The sequence below is a fragment of the Streptomyces sp. SUK 48 genome (assembly GCF_009650765.1).
Taxonomy (GTDB): domain Bacteria; phylum Actinomycetota; class Actinomycetes; order Streptomycetales; family Streptomycetaceae; genus Streptomyces.
Genome location: NZ_CP045740.1, coordinates 1,295,048 through 1,310,905, shown reverse-complemented (window position 1 = coordinate 1,310,905; position 15,858 = coordinate 1,295,048). Strand labels below are relative to the sequence as shown.

The following is a 15,858-nucleotide window of genomic DNA, read 5'->3' as shown; positions in this document are numbered from 1 at the left end:
GTGGCCGCGGCCGGCGACGGGCCCTGGCTGGACGACGCGGCCGGACGGCTGGTACGCCCGTTCACGGTCAGCAACGGCCGCACCGAACCCAGCGTCGCACTCGACCTGATCTCCCAGGTGATGGCCACCGGGGTCACCCCGCTCGGCTACCTCGGGCCCGAGCACGCCCAGGCGCTCGACCTGTGCCGGGCGCCCGTCTCGGTCGCCGAGGTCGCCGCCCACCTGAAACTGCCCGCCGTGGTCACCAAGGTCCTGCTCGCGGACCTGGTCGACTGCGAAGCGCTGACCACCAAGCCCCCCGCGTTCCACCACACTCCCACCGACCGGTCCCTGCTGGAGGCAGTGCTCGATGGACTACGACGACAGCTCTGACCCGTTCCCCACCGCGCTCAAGATCCTCGTGGCGGGCGGGTTCGGGGTCGGCAAGACCACCTTCGTGGGCGCGGTCAGCGAGATCGCCCCGCTGAGCACGGAGGAGCTGCTCACCACGGTCAGTGCCGCGACCGACAGCCTCGAAGGCATCGAGAACAAGATGGAGACCACGGTCGCCATGGACTTCGGCCGGATCTCCCTCGACCCGGACCATGTGCTCTACCTGTTCGGCACCCCCGGGCAGGAGCGGTTCTGGTTCATGTGGGACGAACTGTCCGAGGGCGCGCTCGGCGCGGTGATCCTCGCCGACACCCGCCGGCTCCAGGACTGCTTCGCCGCCGTCGACTTCTTCGAGGAACGCGGACTCGGCTTCATCGTCGCCGTCAACGAGTTCGACGGGGGCCACCGCTACGACACCGAGGAGGTGCGCGCCGCCATCGACCTCGACCCCGAGGTGCCGGTCGTGCGCTGCGACGCCCGGATCTCCTCCTCCGGCGTGAGCACCCTGCTGGCCCTCGTCCGCCATCTGCTCGCCCACACCCCGGAGCACGCGCCGAGCCACGGCGCCGCGCACCGGTGAACCCGACCGACCGCCCACGGAGTTCCCCAGATGAGGTACCCGCACAGCGACGGAGCCCGGCCATGAGCTACGAGCCGCCCCGGCCGGTCCGCGGTCTGCTGCTCACCCCCGAGGACAAGGAGGCCCCCGCCCGCGTCCGGCGGCTGCGGGCGCTCGGCCTCGGGGAGCGGCCCGACCCCGCGCTGGACACCTTCGCGGACCATCTCGCCCGCCTCACCGGCGCGCCCTACGCCATGGTCAACTTCATCGGCGAGGACCGGCAGTTCTTCGCCGGTCTGCGCGTCCCGGCGCTCGCCCCCGTCCCGCGGGAGGACGGCGGCAGGGCGGAATGGGGCCGTACGCTGCCCCGCGACCACGGGTTCTGCCCCCATGTGGTGGTCCGCCGCAAGGCCCTGGTCCTGGAGGACGTCCGCGACTACCCCCGGTTCGCGGGCAACCCGGTCGTGGACGAGTACGGCATCCGCTCCTACCTCGGCGCCCCGCTCCTCGACGGCGCCGGCATGGCGCTCGGCACCGTGTGTGCCGCCGACACCGGCCCGCGTGCCTGGGGCAGGGAGGGACTGGAGACGATCAAGACGCTGGCCGCCGATCTCGTCGTACGGATCGAACGCAGCGCACGGGACGGCCTGCCCATCTGACCGTCGGCTCGTGCGACAAGGGGGTCGATCCCAGGGGGGTCGGTTCATGTGACAGGAGGGGCGTGAAGGAAAGCTGAGGCGGCGGTTAAGAAAAGCTCGATGGATTACGGCGCGCCCATGCGGCAGATTGCAGGGTGATTCCACTTCTCTGACCCGGTACGGGCGTGTCCCTTCGGCATGCCCGCGTACGGGACCTCACCCACAGGAGCCGCACGAGTGAAGGCGCTGGTCAAGGACAAGGCGGAGCCCGGACTCTGGCTGACGGACGTACCCGAGCCCGAGATCGGGGCCGGCGACGTACTGATCAAGGTCCTGCGGACCGGTATCTGCGGTACCGACCTGCACATCCGGGCCTGGGACGGCTGGGCGCAGCAGGCGATCAGCACCCCGCTGGTGCTCGGGCACGAGTTCGTCGGCGAGGTCGTGGAGACCGGCCGGGCCGTCACCGACGTCCAGGTCGGCGACCGGGTCAGCGGCGAGGGCCACCTGGTGTGCGGCAAGTGCCGCAACTGCCTGGCCGGACGCCGCCACCTGTGCCGGGCCACCGTCGGCCTCGGCGTCGGCCGCGACGGCGCGTTCGCCGAGTACGTCGCCCTGCCCGCGACCAACGTCTGGGTGCACCGCGTCCCGGTCGACCTCGATGTCGCCGCGATCTTCGACCCGTTCGGCAACGCCGTGCACACCGCGCTGTCCTTCCCGCTGGTCGGCGAGGACGTCCTGATCACCGGCGCGGGACCGATCGGCCTGATGGCCGCCGCCGTCGCCCGGCACGCGGGCGCCCGCAACGTCGTCGTGACCGACGTCAGCGAGGAGCGCCTCCAGCTGGCCCGCAAGATCGGCGTGAGCCTCGCGCTGAACGTCGCCGAGACCACCATCGCCGACGGACAGCGGGAGCTGGGCCTGCGCGAGGGCTTCGACATCGGCCTGGAGATGTCCGGCCGCCCCGAGGCCATGCGCGACATGATCGCCAACATGACGCACGGCGGCCGGATCGCCATGCTCGGCCTGCCCGCCCAGGAGTTCCCCGTCGACTGGGCCCGGATCGTCACCTCGATGATCACCATCAAGGGCATCTATGGCCGGGAGATGTTCGAGACCTGGTACGCCATGTCCGTGCTGCTGGAGGGCGGCCTCGACCTCGCCCCCGTGATCACCGGCCGGTACGACTACCGCGATTTCGAGTCGGCCTTCGCGGACGCCGCCAGCGGCAAGGGCGGCAAGGTCATCCTCGACTGGACCGCGTAACCCGACCGGACCGCGCAAGCCGTACGTCACCCGCTCGGCGTACGTCATCCGCATCACCTAGGAGCTTCTGTCATGTTCGAGACCGTCCGCGACGATCTGCGCACCACCCTCGACGAGATCCGCGCCGCCGGCCTGCACAAGCCCGAACGGGTCATCGGCAGCCCGCAGTCCGCGACCGTCAGCGTCACCGCCGGCGGCCGCCCCGGCGAGGTCCTCAACTTCTGCGCCAACAACTACCTCGGCCTCGCCGACCACCCCGAGGTGGTCGCCGCCGCCCACGAGGCACTGGACCGCTGGGGCTACGGCATGGCCTCCGTCCGCTTCATCTGCGGCACCCAGGAGGTGCACAAGGAGCTGGAGGCGCGCCTGTCCGCGTTCCTCGGCCAGGAGGACACGATCCTCTACTCCTCCTGCTTCGACGCCAACGGCGGTGTCTTCGAGACCCTGCTCGGCGAGGAGGACGCGGTGATCTCCGACGCCCTCAACCACGCCTCCATCATCGACGGCATCCGGCTCTCCAAGGCCCGCCGCTACCGCTACGCCAACCGCGACCTCGCCGACCTGGAGGCGAAGCTCAAGGAGGCGTCCGGCGCCCGCCGCCGGCTGATCGTCACCGACGGCGTGTTCTCCATGGACGGCTACGTCGCCCCGCTGAGCGAGATCTGCGACCTCGCGGACCGCTACGACGCGATGGTCATGGTCGACGACTCGCACGCCGTCGGCTTCGTCGGCCCGAGCGGCCGCGGCACCCCCGAGCTGCACGGCGTGATGGACCGCGTGGACATCATCACCGGCACCCTCGGCAAGGCCCTCGGCGGCGCCTCCGGCGGCTATGTCGCCGCCCGCGCCGAGATCGTCGCCCTGCTGCGCCAGCGCTCGCGCCCGTACCTGTTCTCCAACACCCTCGCCCCGGTGATCGCCGCCGCCTCCCTCAAGGTCCTCGACCTGCTGGAGTCCGCCGACGATCTGCGGGTGCGGCTGGCCGAGAACACCAAGCTGTTCCGCTCCCGGATGACCGCCGAGGGCTTCGACGTCCTCCCCGGCGACCATGCCATCGCCCCGGTGATGATCGGCGACGCGGCGCGGGCCGGCCGCATGGCCGAGCTGCTCCTGGAGCGGGGCGTGTACGTGATCGGGTTCTCCTACCCGGTCGTCCCGCAGGACAAGGCCCGCATCCGGGTCCAGCTGTCCGCGGCGCACTCCACCGAGGACGTCAACCGCGCGGTGGACGCGTTCATCGCGGCGCGCGCGGAGCTGGCGGCCTGACCAGGGGATATCACCTGGGATAATCGGGGGCATGATCGAGGCACGGCGGCTCCACATCCTCCGTGCGGTGGCCGACCACCGCACGGTCACCGCGGCGGCCGCCGCCCTCTATCTCACCCCCTCCGCCGTCTCCCAGCAGCTGACCGCCCTGGAGCAGGAGACCGGCCACCGGCTGGTCGAGCGCGGTGCCAAGGGCGTACGGCTCACCCCGGCCGGCGAGATCCTGCTCGGCCACACCAACAGGGTCCTCGCCCAGCTGGAGCGCGCCGAGGCGGAACTCGCGGCGTACGGCTCGGGCGAGGCCGGCACGGTCACCGTGGCGGCCTTCGCGACCGGCATCGCCCAGGTCGTGGCCCCCGCGGTGGCCCGCCTCGCCACCACCGCGCCCGGCATACGCATCCGCGTGCGGGACGCGGAGGGCGACGCCAGCCTGCCGATGGTCCTCGACCGGCAGGTGGACGTGGCGGTGGCCGTCGAGTACCGGGGCGCGCCGTCCGCCGACGACCCCCGGCTCACCCATGTCCCGCTGTACGCCGAGCCGTTCGACGCCGTGGTCCCCGTCGGCCACCGGCTCGCCGACTCGGCCGAGGTTCCGCTCGCCGAGCTGGCCAAGGACCCCTGGATCGGGCCCTACCCCGGCAACCCGTGCCACGACGTCGTCGTACTGGCCTGCGAGAGCGCGGGGTTCCAGCCCCGCCTCGAACACTCCTCCGACGACTTCCGCGCCGTCGTCGCCCTCGCGTCCGCCGACGCGGGCGTCGCCCTCGTCCCGCGTTCCGCCCTGCGCGGCATGGACCTCAGTGATGTGGTCGTGCGCCCGGTGGACGGCGTGGCCCCCACCCGCCGGGTCTTCGCCGCGGTGCGCCGGGGCGCGGAGGGGCATCCGCTGATCAGACCGGTGCTGGCGGCGCTGGACGGGGCCGCGGGGAGCTGACCCCGGGCATTGTCAGTGGCCGGCGCTACGGTGCGTGGCATGCAGGATGCCGAAGCCGTACGACGTATCGCGCTGTCCTTCCCCGACACCACGGAGAAGACCGCCTGGAACATGCCCACCTTCCGGGTGGCCGGGAAGATGTTCGCGACCCTGCCCGAGGACGAGACGTCCGTCGCCGTGCGCTGCCCGAAGGAGGAGCGGGACGAACTGGTGCTGGCCGAGCCGGAGAAGTTCTGGATCGCCGGTCATGAGGCGCAGTTCGCCTGGATCCGGGCACGGCTCGCGACCCTGGAGGACGAGGCCGAACTCCGGGACATCCTCGCCGACTCCTGGCGCCAGGCCGCCCCGCCCCGACTCCTCGAATCCCACCCGGGGCTGGGCACCCCGCCCACCCGCTGAGAATCCCGGTGCCCGGCGGAGGGCGCGGCATGATCCCGCGCGACCGCGAGGGAGGGAGCGGGGACGGGCGGGCCGGGGACCCCGCCCCGGCTCACGCCCCGGCGCGCGCCCCCAGGAACCCCTCGATCCGCTCCCGCAGACTCCGCGCGTCCAAACCGTGCGCGGCGGTGTGCTCCTCGACGGTGCCGTAACGCCGCAGCTCACGGCGGCCGACCCCGAGGCCGAGGACCCGGTGCGGGAGGTCCGCGAGAGCGTCGTTCACCGCGGCGGTCGACGTGCCCGCCAGATACGGCTCGACCATCACCACGTCCGTGCCCGCGGTGCCGGCCGCCCGGCGCAGCCCGGCCGCGTCGAAGGGTCGTACGGTCGTCGCGTACAGCACGGTCACGTCCATGCCCTCCGTCGCGTCGAGCACCGCGTCCAGCAGCGGGCCGACCGCGATCACCACGCCGGCCCGCCCCTCCCGTACGGTCACGAAGTGCTCGCCGTCGACCGGCAGCGCCTGCCGGTTGGACTGCACGGACAGCCGTACGTACACCCGGTCGTCGCCCGCCGCGACCGCGTGCCGCAACAGGGTCTCGGCCTCGTCGGGGTGGCCCGGCACCTGCACGGTCCAGCCGTCCAGGGTGTCCAGCAGGGCCACATCGCCCGGCGCCATATGGGTGAACCCGCCGGCCGGCCAGTCGTAGGAGGCGGCGGCGCTCACCAGCACCGCCCCCGTGCCCTGATGCCCGAAGTCCAGCTTGACCTGCTCGAACGGCCGCTCCACCAGAAAACTGGCGAACGTGTGTACGACAGGCCGCAGCCCGGTCAGCGCCATCCCGGCCGCCGCCCCCACCAGCAGCTGCTCGCGGATGCCGACATTGATCACCCGGTCCGGATGCCGGGCGATGGCCTCGCGGAAGCCGTCCTTGCCGATCTCGGCGAGGACCACCGCGAGGCGCGGGTCCTCGTCCAGGAGCCGGGAGACGACGGGAGCGAAACGGTCGCGCATGGTGTCCATGGAGATGCCGCCCTTTCGGAGCGTGAGGGAATTCTCGGGGAAGAGGGAGGGCGTTTTCTCAGGCGTTCTTCGGCTCGACCCGGGCCACGACCACGTGCGGCCGCCCCGGATGCGGCGCCGTGAACGCCTCGTACAGGGCCGTGTGGTCCCGCCCGTCGACGGTCGCCGCCGACCAGCCCGCGGCCTCGAACCGGGCGGCGATCCCGCCGGGCCGGGCATGGCTGGCGGAGGAGTTGTCCACCACGACGGTGTGCAGCCGGTCGAGACCGGCGGGCCCCGCGAAGGCGATGGCCTCGTGATTGCTGCCCTCGTCCAGCTCGGCGTCCCCGATCAGCACCCAGACCGCCGGATCGGCGAGGCCCTGGGCCCGCAGCCCCAGCGCGGTCCCCACGCCGAGGGGCAGCCCGTGCCCGAGCGATCCGCTGCCGATCTCCGCCCCCGGCACCAGCACCCGGTCCGGATGGTGCCCGAGCGGAGAGTCGTACCCGCCGAACCCGGGCAGCCACCCGACCGGCAGGAACCCCTTGGCGGCCAGCACCGCGTAGTACGCCATCGGCCCGTGCCCCTTGCTCAGCAGGAACCGGTCCCGGCCAGGGTCCTGCGTCCGCTCCGGCGTGACCCGCAGGACCCGGTCGTAGAGCACCCACAGCACATCGAGCGTGGAGGTGGCCGCCGGACCGTGCTTCTCGTCACCGGTCATCAGGCTCATCAGTTCGGGCAGGTCGGCGTACTCGTGGGTGCGGTCGTCGTCCGCTGTGATCGTCATGGACGACAGCGTGCAACCTCGACCAAACTTGAGGTCAACCCCAGGAAGTCGTGCGCGATCACCGAGCCGAGTGCGGTATTGTTTCCCTGCACGTTGCGACCGGGGAAACCGCAGGTCAAACGGCAACGGGACGTGGCGCAGCTTGGTAGCGCACTTGACTGGGGGTCAAGGGGTCGCAGGTTCAAATCCTGTCGTCCCGACTCGTAAGAGTCGTAGATCAAGGGGCGGTTTCGGAGAGATCCGAAACCGCCCCTTGATCGTTTTTGGGGATCAGATGGGGACCAGCGTTCCTTATTCCGGGACACAGGCCGCACTCCACCTCGCCGCCATCCTCATGTGGGCACGGCGGTGACGACCGAGCGACGGTGATTCAGTCGTAGAAGAAGAGCTCAAGGTCCTCGACGGATCCCGGCCCAGTTCGCGATCCTCCCGATGCGTACGTGCCACGAGTCCTCGGTGAACAGGGCCGCCCGTCCGCCATGGAGAGGGTTTGTGGCGGCGCCGACGTCCCTGATGACTTGCCGTTCCACGGCGTCGCGGACCCAGCGCCCCTCCTGCGCTTCTTCAATGGCGGCCTCCCACCACTTCCACCCACCGTCGAGCCGGTCCGCGAATGTATCCATCTGAACAGGCTTCCATGCGCGACGCCGCAAGCATCAAAGGGGCGCTGATCAGTGGATCACCCCATCAAGGAGACAGGCTCTAGCTAGGTCCTTGGCGTACATCTCGGCGGTGCGCAGAATGGCCCCTCCTTCGGGGAGCTGGGAGCTGCTGCTCACGGGTCAGGACTCCTTCCAGGTCAGCGCCGTCAGCACCGTGCTGGCCACCTCGATGTCGAACTTGCTCTGGTCGAGCAGCCGGACCCGCATGGAGCGGCCTGCGCCGATCCGCTTGACCAGCGACACAAACCCGTACATGCCGCCGGGAGTGCCGATCACCTCGTGGATCGGGTGGACGGCCTTTGGGGCGTCGCCTTCCGACTCGCTCATGCGGACCTGGACGACGTCGCCGACGGGCAGACCCTCGAAGTGGAGCGACAGGGAGCCGATGAACCGTGCGGCGCCGGCGGCGAACGTCTCGCCGTCGGCGGCGTGGTCTCCGGCTTCGTCGTCCCATTCCTGCGTGAACTGGATGACTTCCCAGTTGCCGGGCGCCGGCTGGTAGGAGTGCACCAGGCCGCTACTGAACTTGAACTCGTGATGTCGGTCAGCTCGTGGTGGCGGACGCCAGGGTCCGAGACCGCCGGATGTTGCCGGCTCGGGTTCAGGACGGTGGCTGTAGCCAGCGCCGCGCCGCGGCGAGATTCACCTCGATGTCATCGCTCCAGGAGCAGACCTCCAGCCATGACAGGTAGCCGCCTTGCGCGAACACCAGGACCTCGCCAGGGCATTCGCCGGTTTCGGTGACCAGTTGGACGTCGGCAGCCACGACCGTGCCGGGGCCCGTTGGCGCGGGCTCGACCGCGTCGGCGCTGAGCTCGAAGTAGGCAGTGCCGCACCCGCACTGACAACGGGATAGCACCCTGAGCTGGGGCAGCTGCCGTCGGAGGGCGACGTGAGCGGGCTCGTCCGGGTTCAGGACGAGGTCAAGCACGTCGGCTACGTCCTCGGGCAGGCTGTCAGTCATGCCGCCACCGTAGCTGACCAGCGGCTTTGGGCCTCCACCAATTTCGGTTCCGTCGACCCGACGCTCACAGGTCCAGGGCCAGGTCGGTGCCGGCGAGGCAGCCGTCGAGGACCTCCGGTCGGTACTGGAGCATCTTCAGTCCGCGCTACGGCTCGGGGGATCTGGCCGAGGTCGGCTGGGACGAGGTTGCCGATGTCGCGCTCGACCAGCGACCAGACGCCTTATCTGGATGCTTCCGCCACGCGGCCGACCGAGCCCGCGCCGCCACGGGCCGCTACGCACGCACGGGAACGATGCTCAGTGGCCGCACCCGGTGTGCGAGGACGACCAGCAGGCGCGCGGCCCACCGCAGCCCGGGTTACAACGCAGCCGGGAGGCCGGCCCTCGAGGGCACCTGATGCCGGATGCCACGGTGCACCGGCGGATGCACGCCAATTCGCTGGGCGGAGCCCACCGTCCGGGGCTGGCTTCACGGCCTACCGGTCGCACCGGCATGCCGTGGGCAGGCCCTTCTGTATCTGCACGCTGCTCCCTCGATCAACGCGCATCAGGGGGCACCCGGAGTAGAGGGAGGCCGCGCGATGACCACGCAGGCCATCGGGGGATAGCCTGCGGCTCCGCAGCTCCGATGGGGAACTGTGTTCGAGCGCCGGTTCGGGTAATGGCATGTCCGTGATTCGGATGCGCGTGCCCGGCCGGAGGAGTAGGAGAAGGAAGATGGCACAGGGGGTTCGTCCGGTTCGGCGCTCCGCAGGCACCGAGACCGCGGTGGACGTGCTGCTGCGATGGACGTGGATTCGGCGACGCTCGTCCGCTCAGGACATAGAGGACTTCAGGAGCGGGCAGCCGTTGCAGGTCGTCGGATTCACCAAGAGCATCGGCGGGGCGGTGACGATGTCGATCGGTCAGGGCAAGAAGATCCCTCGGACCAGGAGCGGATTCCTGCGGTGCGCCCTGGGGGAGGTGCCGGTCTGGACCGACCGGACAGGCGGGAAGGGAAGCACGCTTCTGAGACCCCCGTTTGCACTGGCGCCTGTTGAGGGCAAGGTGCCCATGGCGCGGAAGTTCGAGCGTTATGAGCTGAGTACGGCGGACGGGACGTACGACTTGGCGGTGCCGAAGAAGGACGCGGAACTGGTGCGATACGTCTTCGGGCAGACAGGGAACTGAGAGTCCCGCTCGATCGGTTGCTCCTGTTACGACGCTGGGCCGGCACCGTACCAGGGGCAGCCGGATCGATCGGGGCGGAATTTAGGCGTCCGCCATCAGTGCTGTGATCATCATGGGAGCCGTCCGTGGGCAGCGGATCGCGTCCCGTCATCACAGGAGTGAGTGTCATACGCATGGCTAAAACTGCTTCCCTCGGATCGCTGTGACCGTCGCCCTCCTCGCCGGAGGGGACCAGCCTCGGCGGAGGAAGTGCCCCCGGCGAATACCGACTCCACCGTCGCTACGGCCCCGCCGGACCAGCCGGAGGAGACCGATCTCGTGAAGGGCGGCGTTTCCGACACTCCCGCACCTGCTCCGTCCGCCGGCGAGGACGCAGAAGCCAGCCTGCCGTCGGCCCGTCAGTGGTCGGTAACACCATCAGCGTGGACACGCCGACACGTAAGACGACCTACGCCCGCTATGGCGTCTTCCGGCTCAAGTCCTACGGCTACAGCCAATACACGTACTACAACTGCTACGGCACGAAGAAGAACTCGACCATCTACACGCCGCGCCGCGTGGGCTGGGCCATCTGGGAGAGCTGACATGTCCCATCGAAACCTCGCAGGCATGAGCGTCGCGGGAACAGTGCTGCTCGTTGCGCTCACCGGCTGCACCACGGATCACACCGGGGCCGGCAAGTCCTCCCCGTCGGCCCTTTCATCTACCCCGACCTCGGCGGGCACGACAGCCGCTGCAGGCAGCAGCACACAGCCCTCGGTGCAGGTGCCTCCGGAGCTGGACGCGGATGAGACGCTCGCCGGCCGCCAGAACGCGACGGTCGGGAACGCCAGCATCGAATTCGGCAAGGGTAGGAAAGGTGACGCCCTGATCGTCGCGGTGCGGTGCCGAGGTGCCGGCACGGTCAAGGTCGCCGTGCAGTCGGTGCACGTCTCCTTCCCACTGGAGTGTCTCGCCGACCAAGTCAGCACCACGTACAACCAGGTGGGTGTCAGCGGAGCGGACCGCGGCGGCGTCGTCTCCGTCGAGGCTCCCTCCTCCGTGCATTGGTCCATGACCATCGGCCGTGGTGAACCCGCCCAGGAGGAGACCCCGACGGCGATCACCCCGTCGTCCTGATCCACGGCTCGCCCAGCCGCGACTCCGACTCCCAGGAACCAAAACCAGGGGTGTCGGTGAGGAGTGACCCTGCCGCACGCCAGAACGCAGCCGGCAGACAATCCGCACGGGCCGGTGAGACGTTGTAGGTGCCGACGCGGCGCCACACCACATGATGTGCTGCTCGCCGCAGACCGCCTCCGGGCCGTCCGCGGCGTGTGTGGGTTACTCGAACCAGTGGCGGACGCCGTGGTGGTGGGAGCAGGTGCCCTGGGAGTGCCGGGAGCAGGACAGGGCAGCGTCCTTGCACTTGGCGGTCTCGTATGTGTCCCGGGGCTTTTGGCGGTGCGTCCAGCCGCACGTTGCGGTGGTGTGCCGGACGTAGTCGCTCGTGACGGCAAGAACGTCCAGGACAAGCCCGACAGCTGCCAGCCCTCCTCCGGCAGCTGGTACTCCGTGTACGACGACACCACCGTCACCGATGTCGCGAAGACCACCATCGACCACATGGTCCCCCTCGCCGAGGCGTGGCGCTCCGACGCCTGGACCGCGGACCAGCGCAAGGCGTTCGGCAACGATCTGAAGGACCCGCAGCTGCTGATCGCGTCGGAGTCGTCCAACAGCTCGAAGTCCGACAGTGGGCCGGCCGACTGGAAGCCCACGAACAGGACGTTCTGGTGCACGTACGCCGAGGACTACACGCACATCAAGTCCATCTGGAAGCTGACCACCACCGACAAGGAGAAGTCGGCCCTGTCGTCCATGCGGGACACCTGCACCAACCGAAGAACCGCACGGCATCAGCACGCCGCTCACCGGGTCTCTTCGGTGAGCGGCGTGCTGCGATGCGGAGAGGGCAGGATTCGAACCTGCGTGGACCCCCGGAGGGATCCGACCTTGAGGCGTGCTCGCTGGTCCCCGATCAACCACTCCGGGCACCTCTCCCTTGTTCCCGGCCCGTGGTGTCCTGGGCCGTTCACGTGAAAGAGAGTGACACGAGCCCCTGACAGGGAGCTGACGCGTCCGCCGCAGCCCGTACGCCGGTCGCGGCCTGAGCGGTCCGGGCTCGGGCAGAGAGCACTTATGCGTGACGAAGGGCCGACATCACCTGGAGCGGCCGCGAGCGACTCGGGCTGCTGAGGGTGAAGGACGAAGCCCTGGTCCTGCACGCGATGCGCTGGCCGGACGAGATCCGCGACCCCGCCGAGCTGCTGCCGCCGCCGGTCCGGGTGTCCGACGAGGAGGTCGAGGGCGCGCTCGCCCCGGTGGACACCATGACCGTCGACGAGCTGGAGGGCCCCGAGTTCCACGACCGTTACCCCGAGGCGGTCGCCGAGATCATCGAGGCCAAGCGCGAGGAGGAGCCCTTGCCAAAGGCGCCCGAGCCGGAGCAGCCTGCCCGGGTGCTCGACCTGACGGCCGCCTTGCAGGAGTCGGTGACGAAGGCCGAGGCGTCCCGTGGCGAGGACACCGGGCCGGCCGAGGTGCATGAGCTGCCGGCAACGAAGAAGAAGATGTCCGCCAAGAGGCAGCCGGTCCGGAAGACCGTGACCAAGGAGAAGACGACCGCGAGGAAGACGTCCGGGCGCCGGCCGCGCAGCGCCTAGGCAGCCCACGGGGTGGGGAGGTTGTTGCCCGACCGGCTGGTCGCGCCCCTGAGTCGGCGCAGGCGGCGAAAAAGAATGCGGGCGGCGGGAAGCCGGCGGCGAAAAAAAGCGGTGCCGCCGCCGCGCGGTTCGGTGTGGGCCGCGTAACCCGGCGCCTGCCTGGCCTGCTTCAAGGACTTCTGTGGTTGTCGGTGAGGGTGCTTCAGGATTCGGGATGCGCCAGGCGGCCGAGAAGGGTTATCGCCTTGTCGAGGGGCACCGGCTGGAAGAACCGCGCGTCGGCGTGCTCGACGGCGGCAATCGCGCGTGGGGCCAGGTCGGCGCCGGCGTCGGTGACGCGCAGTCGTTTGGCGCGGGTGTCGGCCGGGTCGACTGCACGCTCGATGAGTCCTTTGTGTTCCAGGGTGCGTAGTACCTGGGAGGTCATCTTGACGTCGGTGCCGGCTTGGCGGGCGAGAGCCAGTTGGTTGGGATGCTCGCCCTGGGTGTTGAGCCACCAGGCGCAGGCGAGCAGCACGAACTGCACATGGGTGAGATCGAGTGGGGCCAGAGCCGTGGAGATGTCACGCTGCCAGCGCAGGGTGGCGTGCCACAGCAGGAATCCGGGGCTGTCGCTGGGGCTGAGGGGCATCAGCGCAGAGCCAGCTTGACCAGCGCGGCCATCGTGTCGGGCCAGTCGGCGGTGATGCCCGGGCCGATCTGCGGGCCGACCTCGTCGGCGCCGGCACCGGTGATCTCCATCCGGTACACCACCCGGATCCGGTCTTGGTCGATCCGGTCGATGCGGTGGGTGGTGCGCAGCAGCAGGCCGTTGAATCTGGCCTCGTCGACGAACAGTTCGTCTTCGACCGCCTCGGCGATGAGCAGCAGTACCGGGTCGTCCCCGGGCGGCGTCATCGTGATCTGCGTGCCTGCCGCGAACGGGCCATTAATTTCGATCTTCTCGATCTCGGCGTTCCAGGTGCCCCAGTTCTCGACGTCGGCCCAGACCCGCCAGATCGCCTCGGGGGTGGCGCTGGTCTCGATGCTGTGCTCGTAGTCCCACATGAGTGTTCTCCTCGTCTTGATGATCTATGGACAGATTATCTGTACAGAGATCATCTGTCCATAGGCGCGTGACCCCGTCGCGCAGTGCCGCGAGTGCCCACCCGAACCACGGCCCGCGCCGCACCGCCGAGAGGTCCTCGACCGCCCATGAGAGCCCCGCCTCACCGCCCCGGGCATCCTCCTGGTCCTCCAGGTCGACCGCGACGACCCAGTCCAGGTCGCATTCGGCGTCGGCCTGGGCGAGCAACCGCGACGTTGTGACCGCTGTCCGGCACGTGGGGGCGAGCGGTTCGACCTGGCATATCCGGGAGATGTCCAGCTCCACGCCCGCAGCCTGCGGGCAACTCGCGGTGGCCGGCGACCGGAACCTTCGTTCACCGCAACCATCGGCGCCTGAATCAACCGGCTGCCGGTCTGGCCGGGGGAGATGCTCGCCGACTATTGGCGCACCTCGGCGGAGCGCCCGTAGACCCGCTCGCCGTACCTGTCCGGCGAGGGCAGTTGACGTGGGGGCCAGCTCTGGGGACCAGTGGTCGGTGCGCGAATCTTGATCGCAGCGTCAACAGTGGTGAAGATCCGGTATGAGGGCGGATGGGCTCAGCAAAGCGACTCCCTGATCGACGACAGCCTCGGGGCGCCCTGTCAGGTGCGAGTTGTCGTGATCTGTGCCGGTCGCAATTGTCCGCAACACGGGGTGACGGACTTCCACCCCCTGCATGGTGTTCCGCTGGGGCGGACCAGAGAGGGGTGGGCATGCCGACTGAACCGGGGTCGCTGGAGACGTCGGGGCTCGCGCTGGCGGCATCGCTGGTTACAACGGTGGGGACCGGGTGGTTCGTGGCGCCCCTGCTGGAAGCCCGCAAATGGCGGATCGAGGAGCAGACCCGTGTGCCTGCGCGGCGACCTGCCGGCTCCGGTCGTTCATGGGGATGGAGATATGTACAGGGTGCGGGCTGATCGGCGCCGAAAGAGCTATGGTCGCGGCCGCCGTACGGGTGAGCGAGCGGTCGGTGGAGCGGTGACGTCGGCCTGGCGTGAGCGCGGCGAGGTCGGGGTTCTGTCACAGGGTTCTGCGGGGACAGCCTGGGGACCACTTGGGGACCGCACGGTGTGCCCGACAAGTGCCCGGCGGAGCCTACTGCGCGCCTCATCCACCCGACTCGTAAGAGTCGTAGATCAGGGCCGGTTTCGGATGCTTTCCGAGACGGCCCTCGGTCGTTCCCGGGGATCGTTCGAGATGCGCGCCCCCCGGTGCGGGTGAGTCCATGGGCATGGCAAGGCCGCGGCATCCGCCGGGCCCGCCGTCCCCGTCGGAACACCGCAGGAGGCTGTCATGGCCAGTACCCCGGACAAGACGCTCAACGGCAAGGTCGCCTTCGTCGGCGGCGCGTCCCGCAATCTCGGCGGGCTGATCAGCACGACCCTCGGCGCCGAGGGTGCCCTGGTCGCGGTGCACTACAACAGCGAGTCCTCCCGGGCCAAGGCCGAGGACGTCGTCGCGCAGATCAACGCGGGCCCGGGCGAGGCGTTCGCCGTCCAGGCCGATCTGACGAAGGTCGCCGAGGTGGAGCGGGTCTTCGAAGAGGTCCTGGACCGGTTCGGCAAGCTCGACTACAGCATCAACACCGCCGGCATGGTGCTGAAGAAACCGCTCACCGAGATCACCGAGGAGGAGTACGACCGGATGTTCGCGGTCAACTCCAAGGCCGCGTTCTTCGTGATGCGCGAGGCGGCCCGCCGGATCGACGACGGCGGGAAGATCATCACGGTCGTCACCTCGCTGCTCGCCGCGTACACCGGCCTGTACTCCGTGTACGCGGGCAGCAAGGCCCCGGTCGAGCACTTCACCCGCGCCCTGTCGAAGGAACTGTTCGGCCGGAACATCTCGGTCAACGCCATCGCTCCCGGCCCGATGGACACCTCGTTCTTCTACCCCGCCGAGGACGACGACTCCGTCGCCTACCACAAGTCCTCCGCGATGAACGGCGAGCTCACCAAGATCGACGACATCGTGCCGTGGGTCCGCCATCTGCTGACCGACGGATGGTGGGCCAACGGCCAGACGATCTTCCTCAACGGCGGGTACACCACCCGCTGATCCTGCCGG

Annotated in this window: 18 protein-coding genes, 1 tRNA gene and 3 pseudogenes; 15 read left to right on the top strand and 7 right to left on the bottom strand. The window is 69.6% G+C overall.

The window, feature by feature from the left end:
* From GHR20_RS05595 to GHR20_RS05565, 7 genes are all read left to right on the top strand, one after another.
* A complete protein-coding gene (locus tag GHR20_RS05595; RefSeq protein WP_037657415.1) occupies positions 1 to 372 on the top strand; it encodes a DUF742 domain-containing protein in 372 nt (123 codons plus the stop codon).
* Positions 350 to 952 (top strand): ATP/GTP-binding protein, encoded by a 603-nt coding sequence (locus GHR20_RS05590; RefSeq protein WP_153812450.1) that lies wholly within the window; start codon positions 350 to 352, stop codon positions 950 to 952. Before GHR20_RS05595 ends, GHR20_RS05590 begins: the two co-directional genes overlap by 23 nt.
* Before the next feature lie 62 nt (positions 953 to 1,014).
* The gene (locus GHR20_RS05585) at positions 1,015 to 1,590 is read left to right on the top strand and encodes a GAF domain-containing protein (protein WP_153812449.1); all 576 of its coding nucleotides are present in this window, start codon (positions 1,015 to 1,017) and stop codon (positions 1,588 to 1,590) included.
* Between the two features lie 216 nt (positions 1,591 to 1,806).
* Positions 1,807 to 2,835, top strand: coding sequence for an L-threonine 3-dehydrogenase (gene tdh / locus GHR20_RS05580; protein WP_111584138.1), 1,029 nt, complete (start codon positions 1,807 to 1,809; stop codon positions 2,833 to 2,835).
* A gap of 72 nt (positions 2,836 to 2,907) precedes the next feature.
* Positions 2,908 to 4,101, top strand: coding sequence for a glycine C-acetyltransferase (locus GHR20_RS05575; protein WP_111584139.1), 1,194 nt, complete (start codon positions 2,908 to 2,910; stop codon positions 4,099 to 4,101).
* Between the two features lie 31 nt (positions 4,102 to 4,132).
* Positions 4,133 to 5,035 (top strand): LysR family transcriptional regulator, encoded by a 903-nt coding sequence (locus tag GHR20_RS05570; RefSeq protein ID WP_153812448.1) that lies wholly within the window; start codon positions 4,133 to 4,135, stop codon positions 5,033 to 5,035.
* A gap of 39 nt (positions 5,036 to 5,074) precedes the next feature.
* Positions 5,075 to 5,434, top strand: coding sequence for an MmcQ/YjbR family DNA-binding protein (locus GHR20_RS05565; RefSeq protein ID WP_194858815.1), 360 nt, complete (start codon positions 5,075 to 5,077; stop codon positions 5,432 to 5,434).
* Between the two features lie 91 nt (positions 5,435 to 5,525).
* Here GHR20_RS05565 and GHR20_RS05560 read toward each other — a convergent pair whose 3' ends face one another.
* Entirely contained in the window at positions 5,526 to 6,437 is a 912-nt protein-coding gene (locus tag GHR20_RS05560) for a transketolase C-terminal domain-containing protein (RefSeq protein ID WP_153812446.1), read from the bottom strand.
* 58 nt (positions 6,438 to 6,495) lie between these two features.
* Positions 6,496 to 7,203, bottom strand: coding sequence for a transketolase (locus GHR20_RS05555; protein WP_153812445.1), 708 nt, complete (start codon positions 7,201 to 7,203; stop codon positions 6,496 to 6,498).
* A 126-nt stretch (positions 7,204 to 7,329) separates the two neighbouring features.
* Here GHR20_RS05555 and GHR20_RS05550 point away from each other — a divergent pair.
* Positions 7,330 to 7,403 (top strand) — tRNA-Pro (locus GHR20_RS05550).
* A 582-nt stretch (positions 7,404 to 7,985) separates the two neighbouring features.
* Here GHR20_RS05550 and GHR20_RS05545 read toward each other — a convergent pair.
* Positions 7,986 to 8,375 (bottom strand): hypothetical protein, encoded by a 390-nt coding sequence (locus GHR20_RS05545; RefSeq protein ID WP_153812444.1) that lies wholly within the window; start codon positions 8,373 to 8,375, stop codon positions 7,986 to 7,988.
* 91 nt (positions 8,376 to 8,466) lie between these two features.
* Positions 8,467 to 8,829, bottom strand: coding sequence for a hypothetical protein (locus tag GHR20_RS05540; RefSeq protein ID WP_111584146.1), 363 nt, complete (start codon positions 8,827 to 8,829; stop codon positions 8,467 to 8,469).
* Positions 8,830 to 9,495: 666 nt separating this feature from the next.
* Between GHR20_RS05540 and GHR20_RS05535 the strand changes: the two genes are divergently transcribed.
* From GHR20_RS05535 to GHR20_RS38285, 4 genes and pseudogenes are all read left to right on the top strand, one after another.
* Positions 9,496 to 9,999 carry a hypothetical protein gene (locus tag GHR20_RS05535; protein ID WP_243877947.1) on the top strand — a complete coding sequence of 168 codons (504 nt, stop codon included), beginning with the start codon at positions 9,496 to 9,498 and terminating at the stop codon, positions 9,997 to 9,999.
* A 422-nt stretch (positions 10,000 to 10,421) separates the two neighbouring features.
* Positions 10,422 to 10,583, top strand: a complete 162-nt coding sequence (locus GHR20_RS05530) for a hypothetical protein (RefSeq protein ID WP_153812443.1) — start codon at positions 10,422 to 10,424, stop codon at positions 10,581 to 10,583.
* 25 nt (positions 10,584 to 10,608) lie between these two features.
* Positions 10,609 to 11,118, top strand: a complete 510-nt coding sequence (locus GHR20_RS37340; protein ID WP_243877946.1) for a hypothetical protein — start codon at positions 10,609 to 10,611, stop codon at positions 11,116 to 11,118.
* 63 nt (positions 11,119 to 11,181) lie between these two features.
* Positions 11,182 to 11,844: pseudogene (locus GHR20_RS38285) on the top strand (DUF1524 domain-containing protein); the annotation flags it as partial.
* A gap of 101 nt (positions 11,845 to 11,945) precedes the next feature.
* Here the strand turns inward: GHR20_RS38285 and GHR20_RS05510 are convergent.
* A pseudogene (locus GHR20_RS05510) lies at positions 11,946 to 12,042 on the bottom strand.
* 197 nt (positions 12,043 to 12,239) lie between these two features.
* Here GHR20_RS05510 and GHR20_RS05505 point away from each other — a divergent pair.
* The gene (locus GHR20_RS05505) at positions 12,240 to 12,704 is read left to right on the top strand and encodes a hypothetical protein (protein ID WP_243877944.1); all 465 of its coding nucleotides are present in this window, start codon (positions 12,240 to 12,242) and stop codon (positions 12,702 to 12,704) included.
* A 202-nt stretch (positions 12,705 to 12,906) separates the two neighbouring features.
* Here GHR20_RS05505 and GHR20_RS05500 read toward each other — a convergent pair whose 3' ends face one another.
* Both GHR20_RS05500 and GHR20_RS05495 read right to left on the bottom strand, forming a co-directional pair.
* Positions 12,907 to 13,335, bottom strand: coding sequence for a MarR family transcriptional regulator (locus GHR20_RS05500; protein WP_148025387.1), 429 nt, complete (start codon positions 13,333 to 13,335; stop codon positions 12,907 to 12,909).
* Positions 13,335 to 13,751, bottom strand: coding sequence for a polyketide cyclase (locus tag GHR20_RS05495; protein WP_153812442.1), 417 nt, complete (start codon positions 13,749 to 13,751; stop codon positions 13,335 to 13,337). The genes GHR20_RS05500 and GHR20_RS05495 overlap by 1 nt, the downstream gene beginning before the upstream one ends.
* 286 nt (positions 13,752 to 14,037) lie before the next feature.
* Here GHR20_RS05495 and GHR20_RS37330 point away from each other — a divergent pair.
* Both GHR20_RS37330 and GHR20_RS05485 read left to right on the top strand, forming a co-directional pair.
* Positions 14,038 to 14,220: pseudogene (locus GHR20_RS37330) on the top strand (S-adenosylmethionine-dependent methyltransferase); the annotation flags it as partial.
* An 864-nt stretch (positions 14,221 to 15,084) separates the two neighbouring features.
* Positions 15,085 to 15,849 (top strand): SDR family oxidoreductase, encoded by a 765-nt coding sequence (locus tag GHR20_RS05485; RefSeq protein WP_111584151.1) that lies wholly within the window; start codon positions 15,085 to 15,087, stop codon positions 15,847 to 15,849.
* Positions 15,850 to 15,858: the final 9 nt, after the last annotated feature.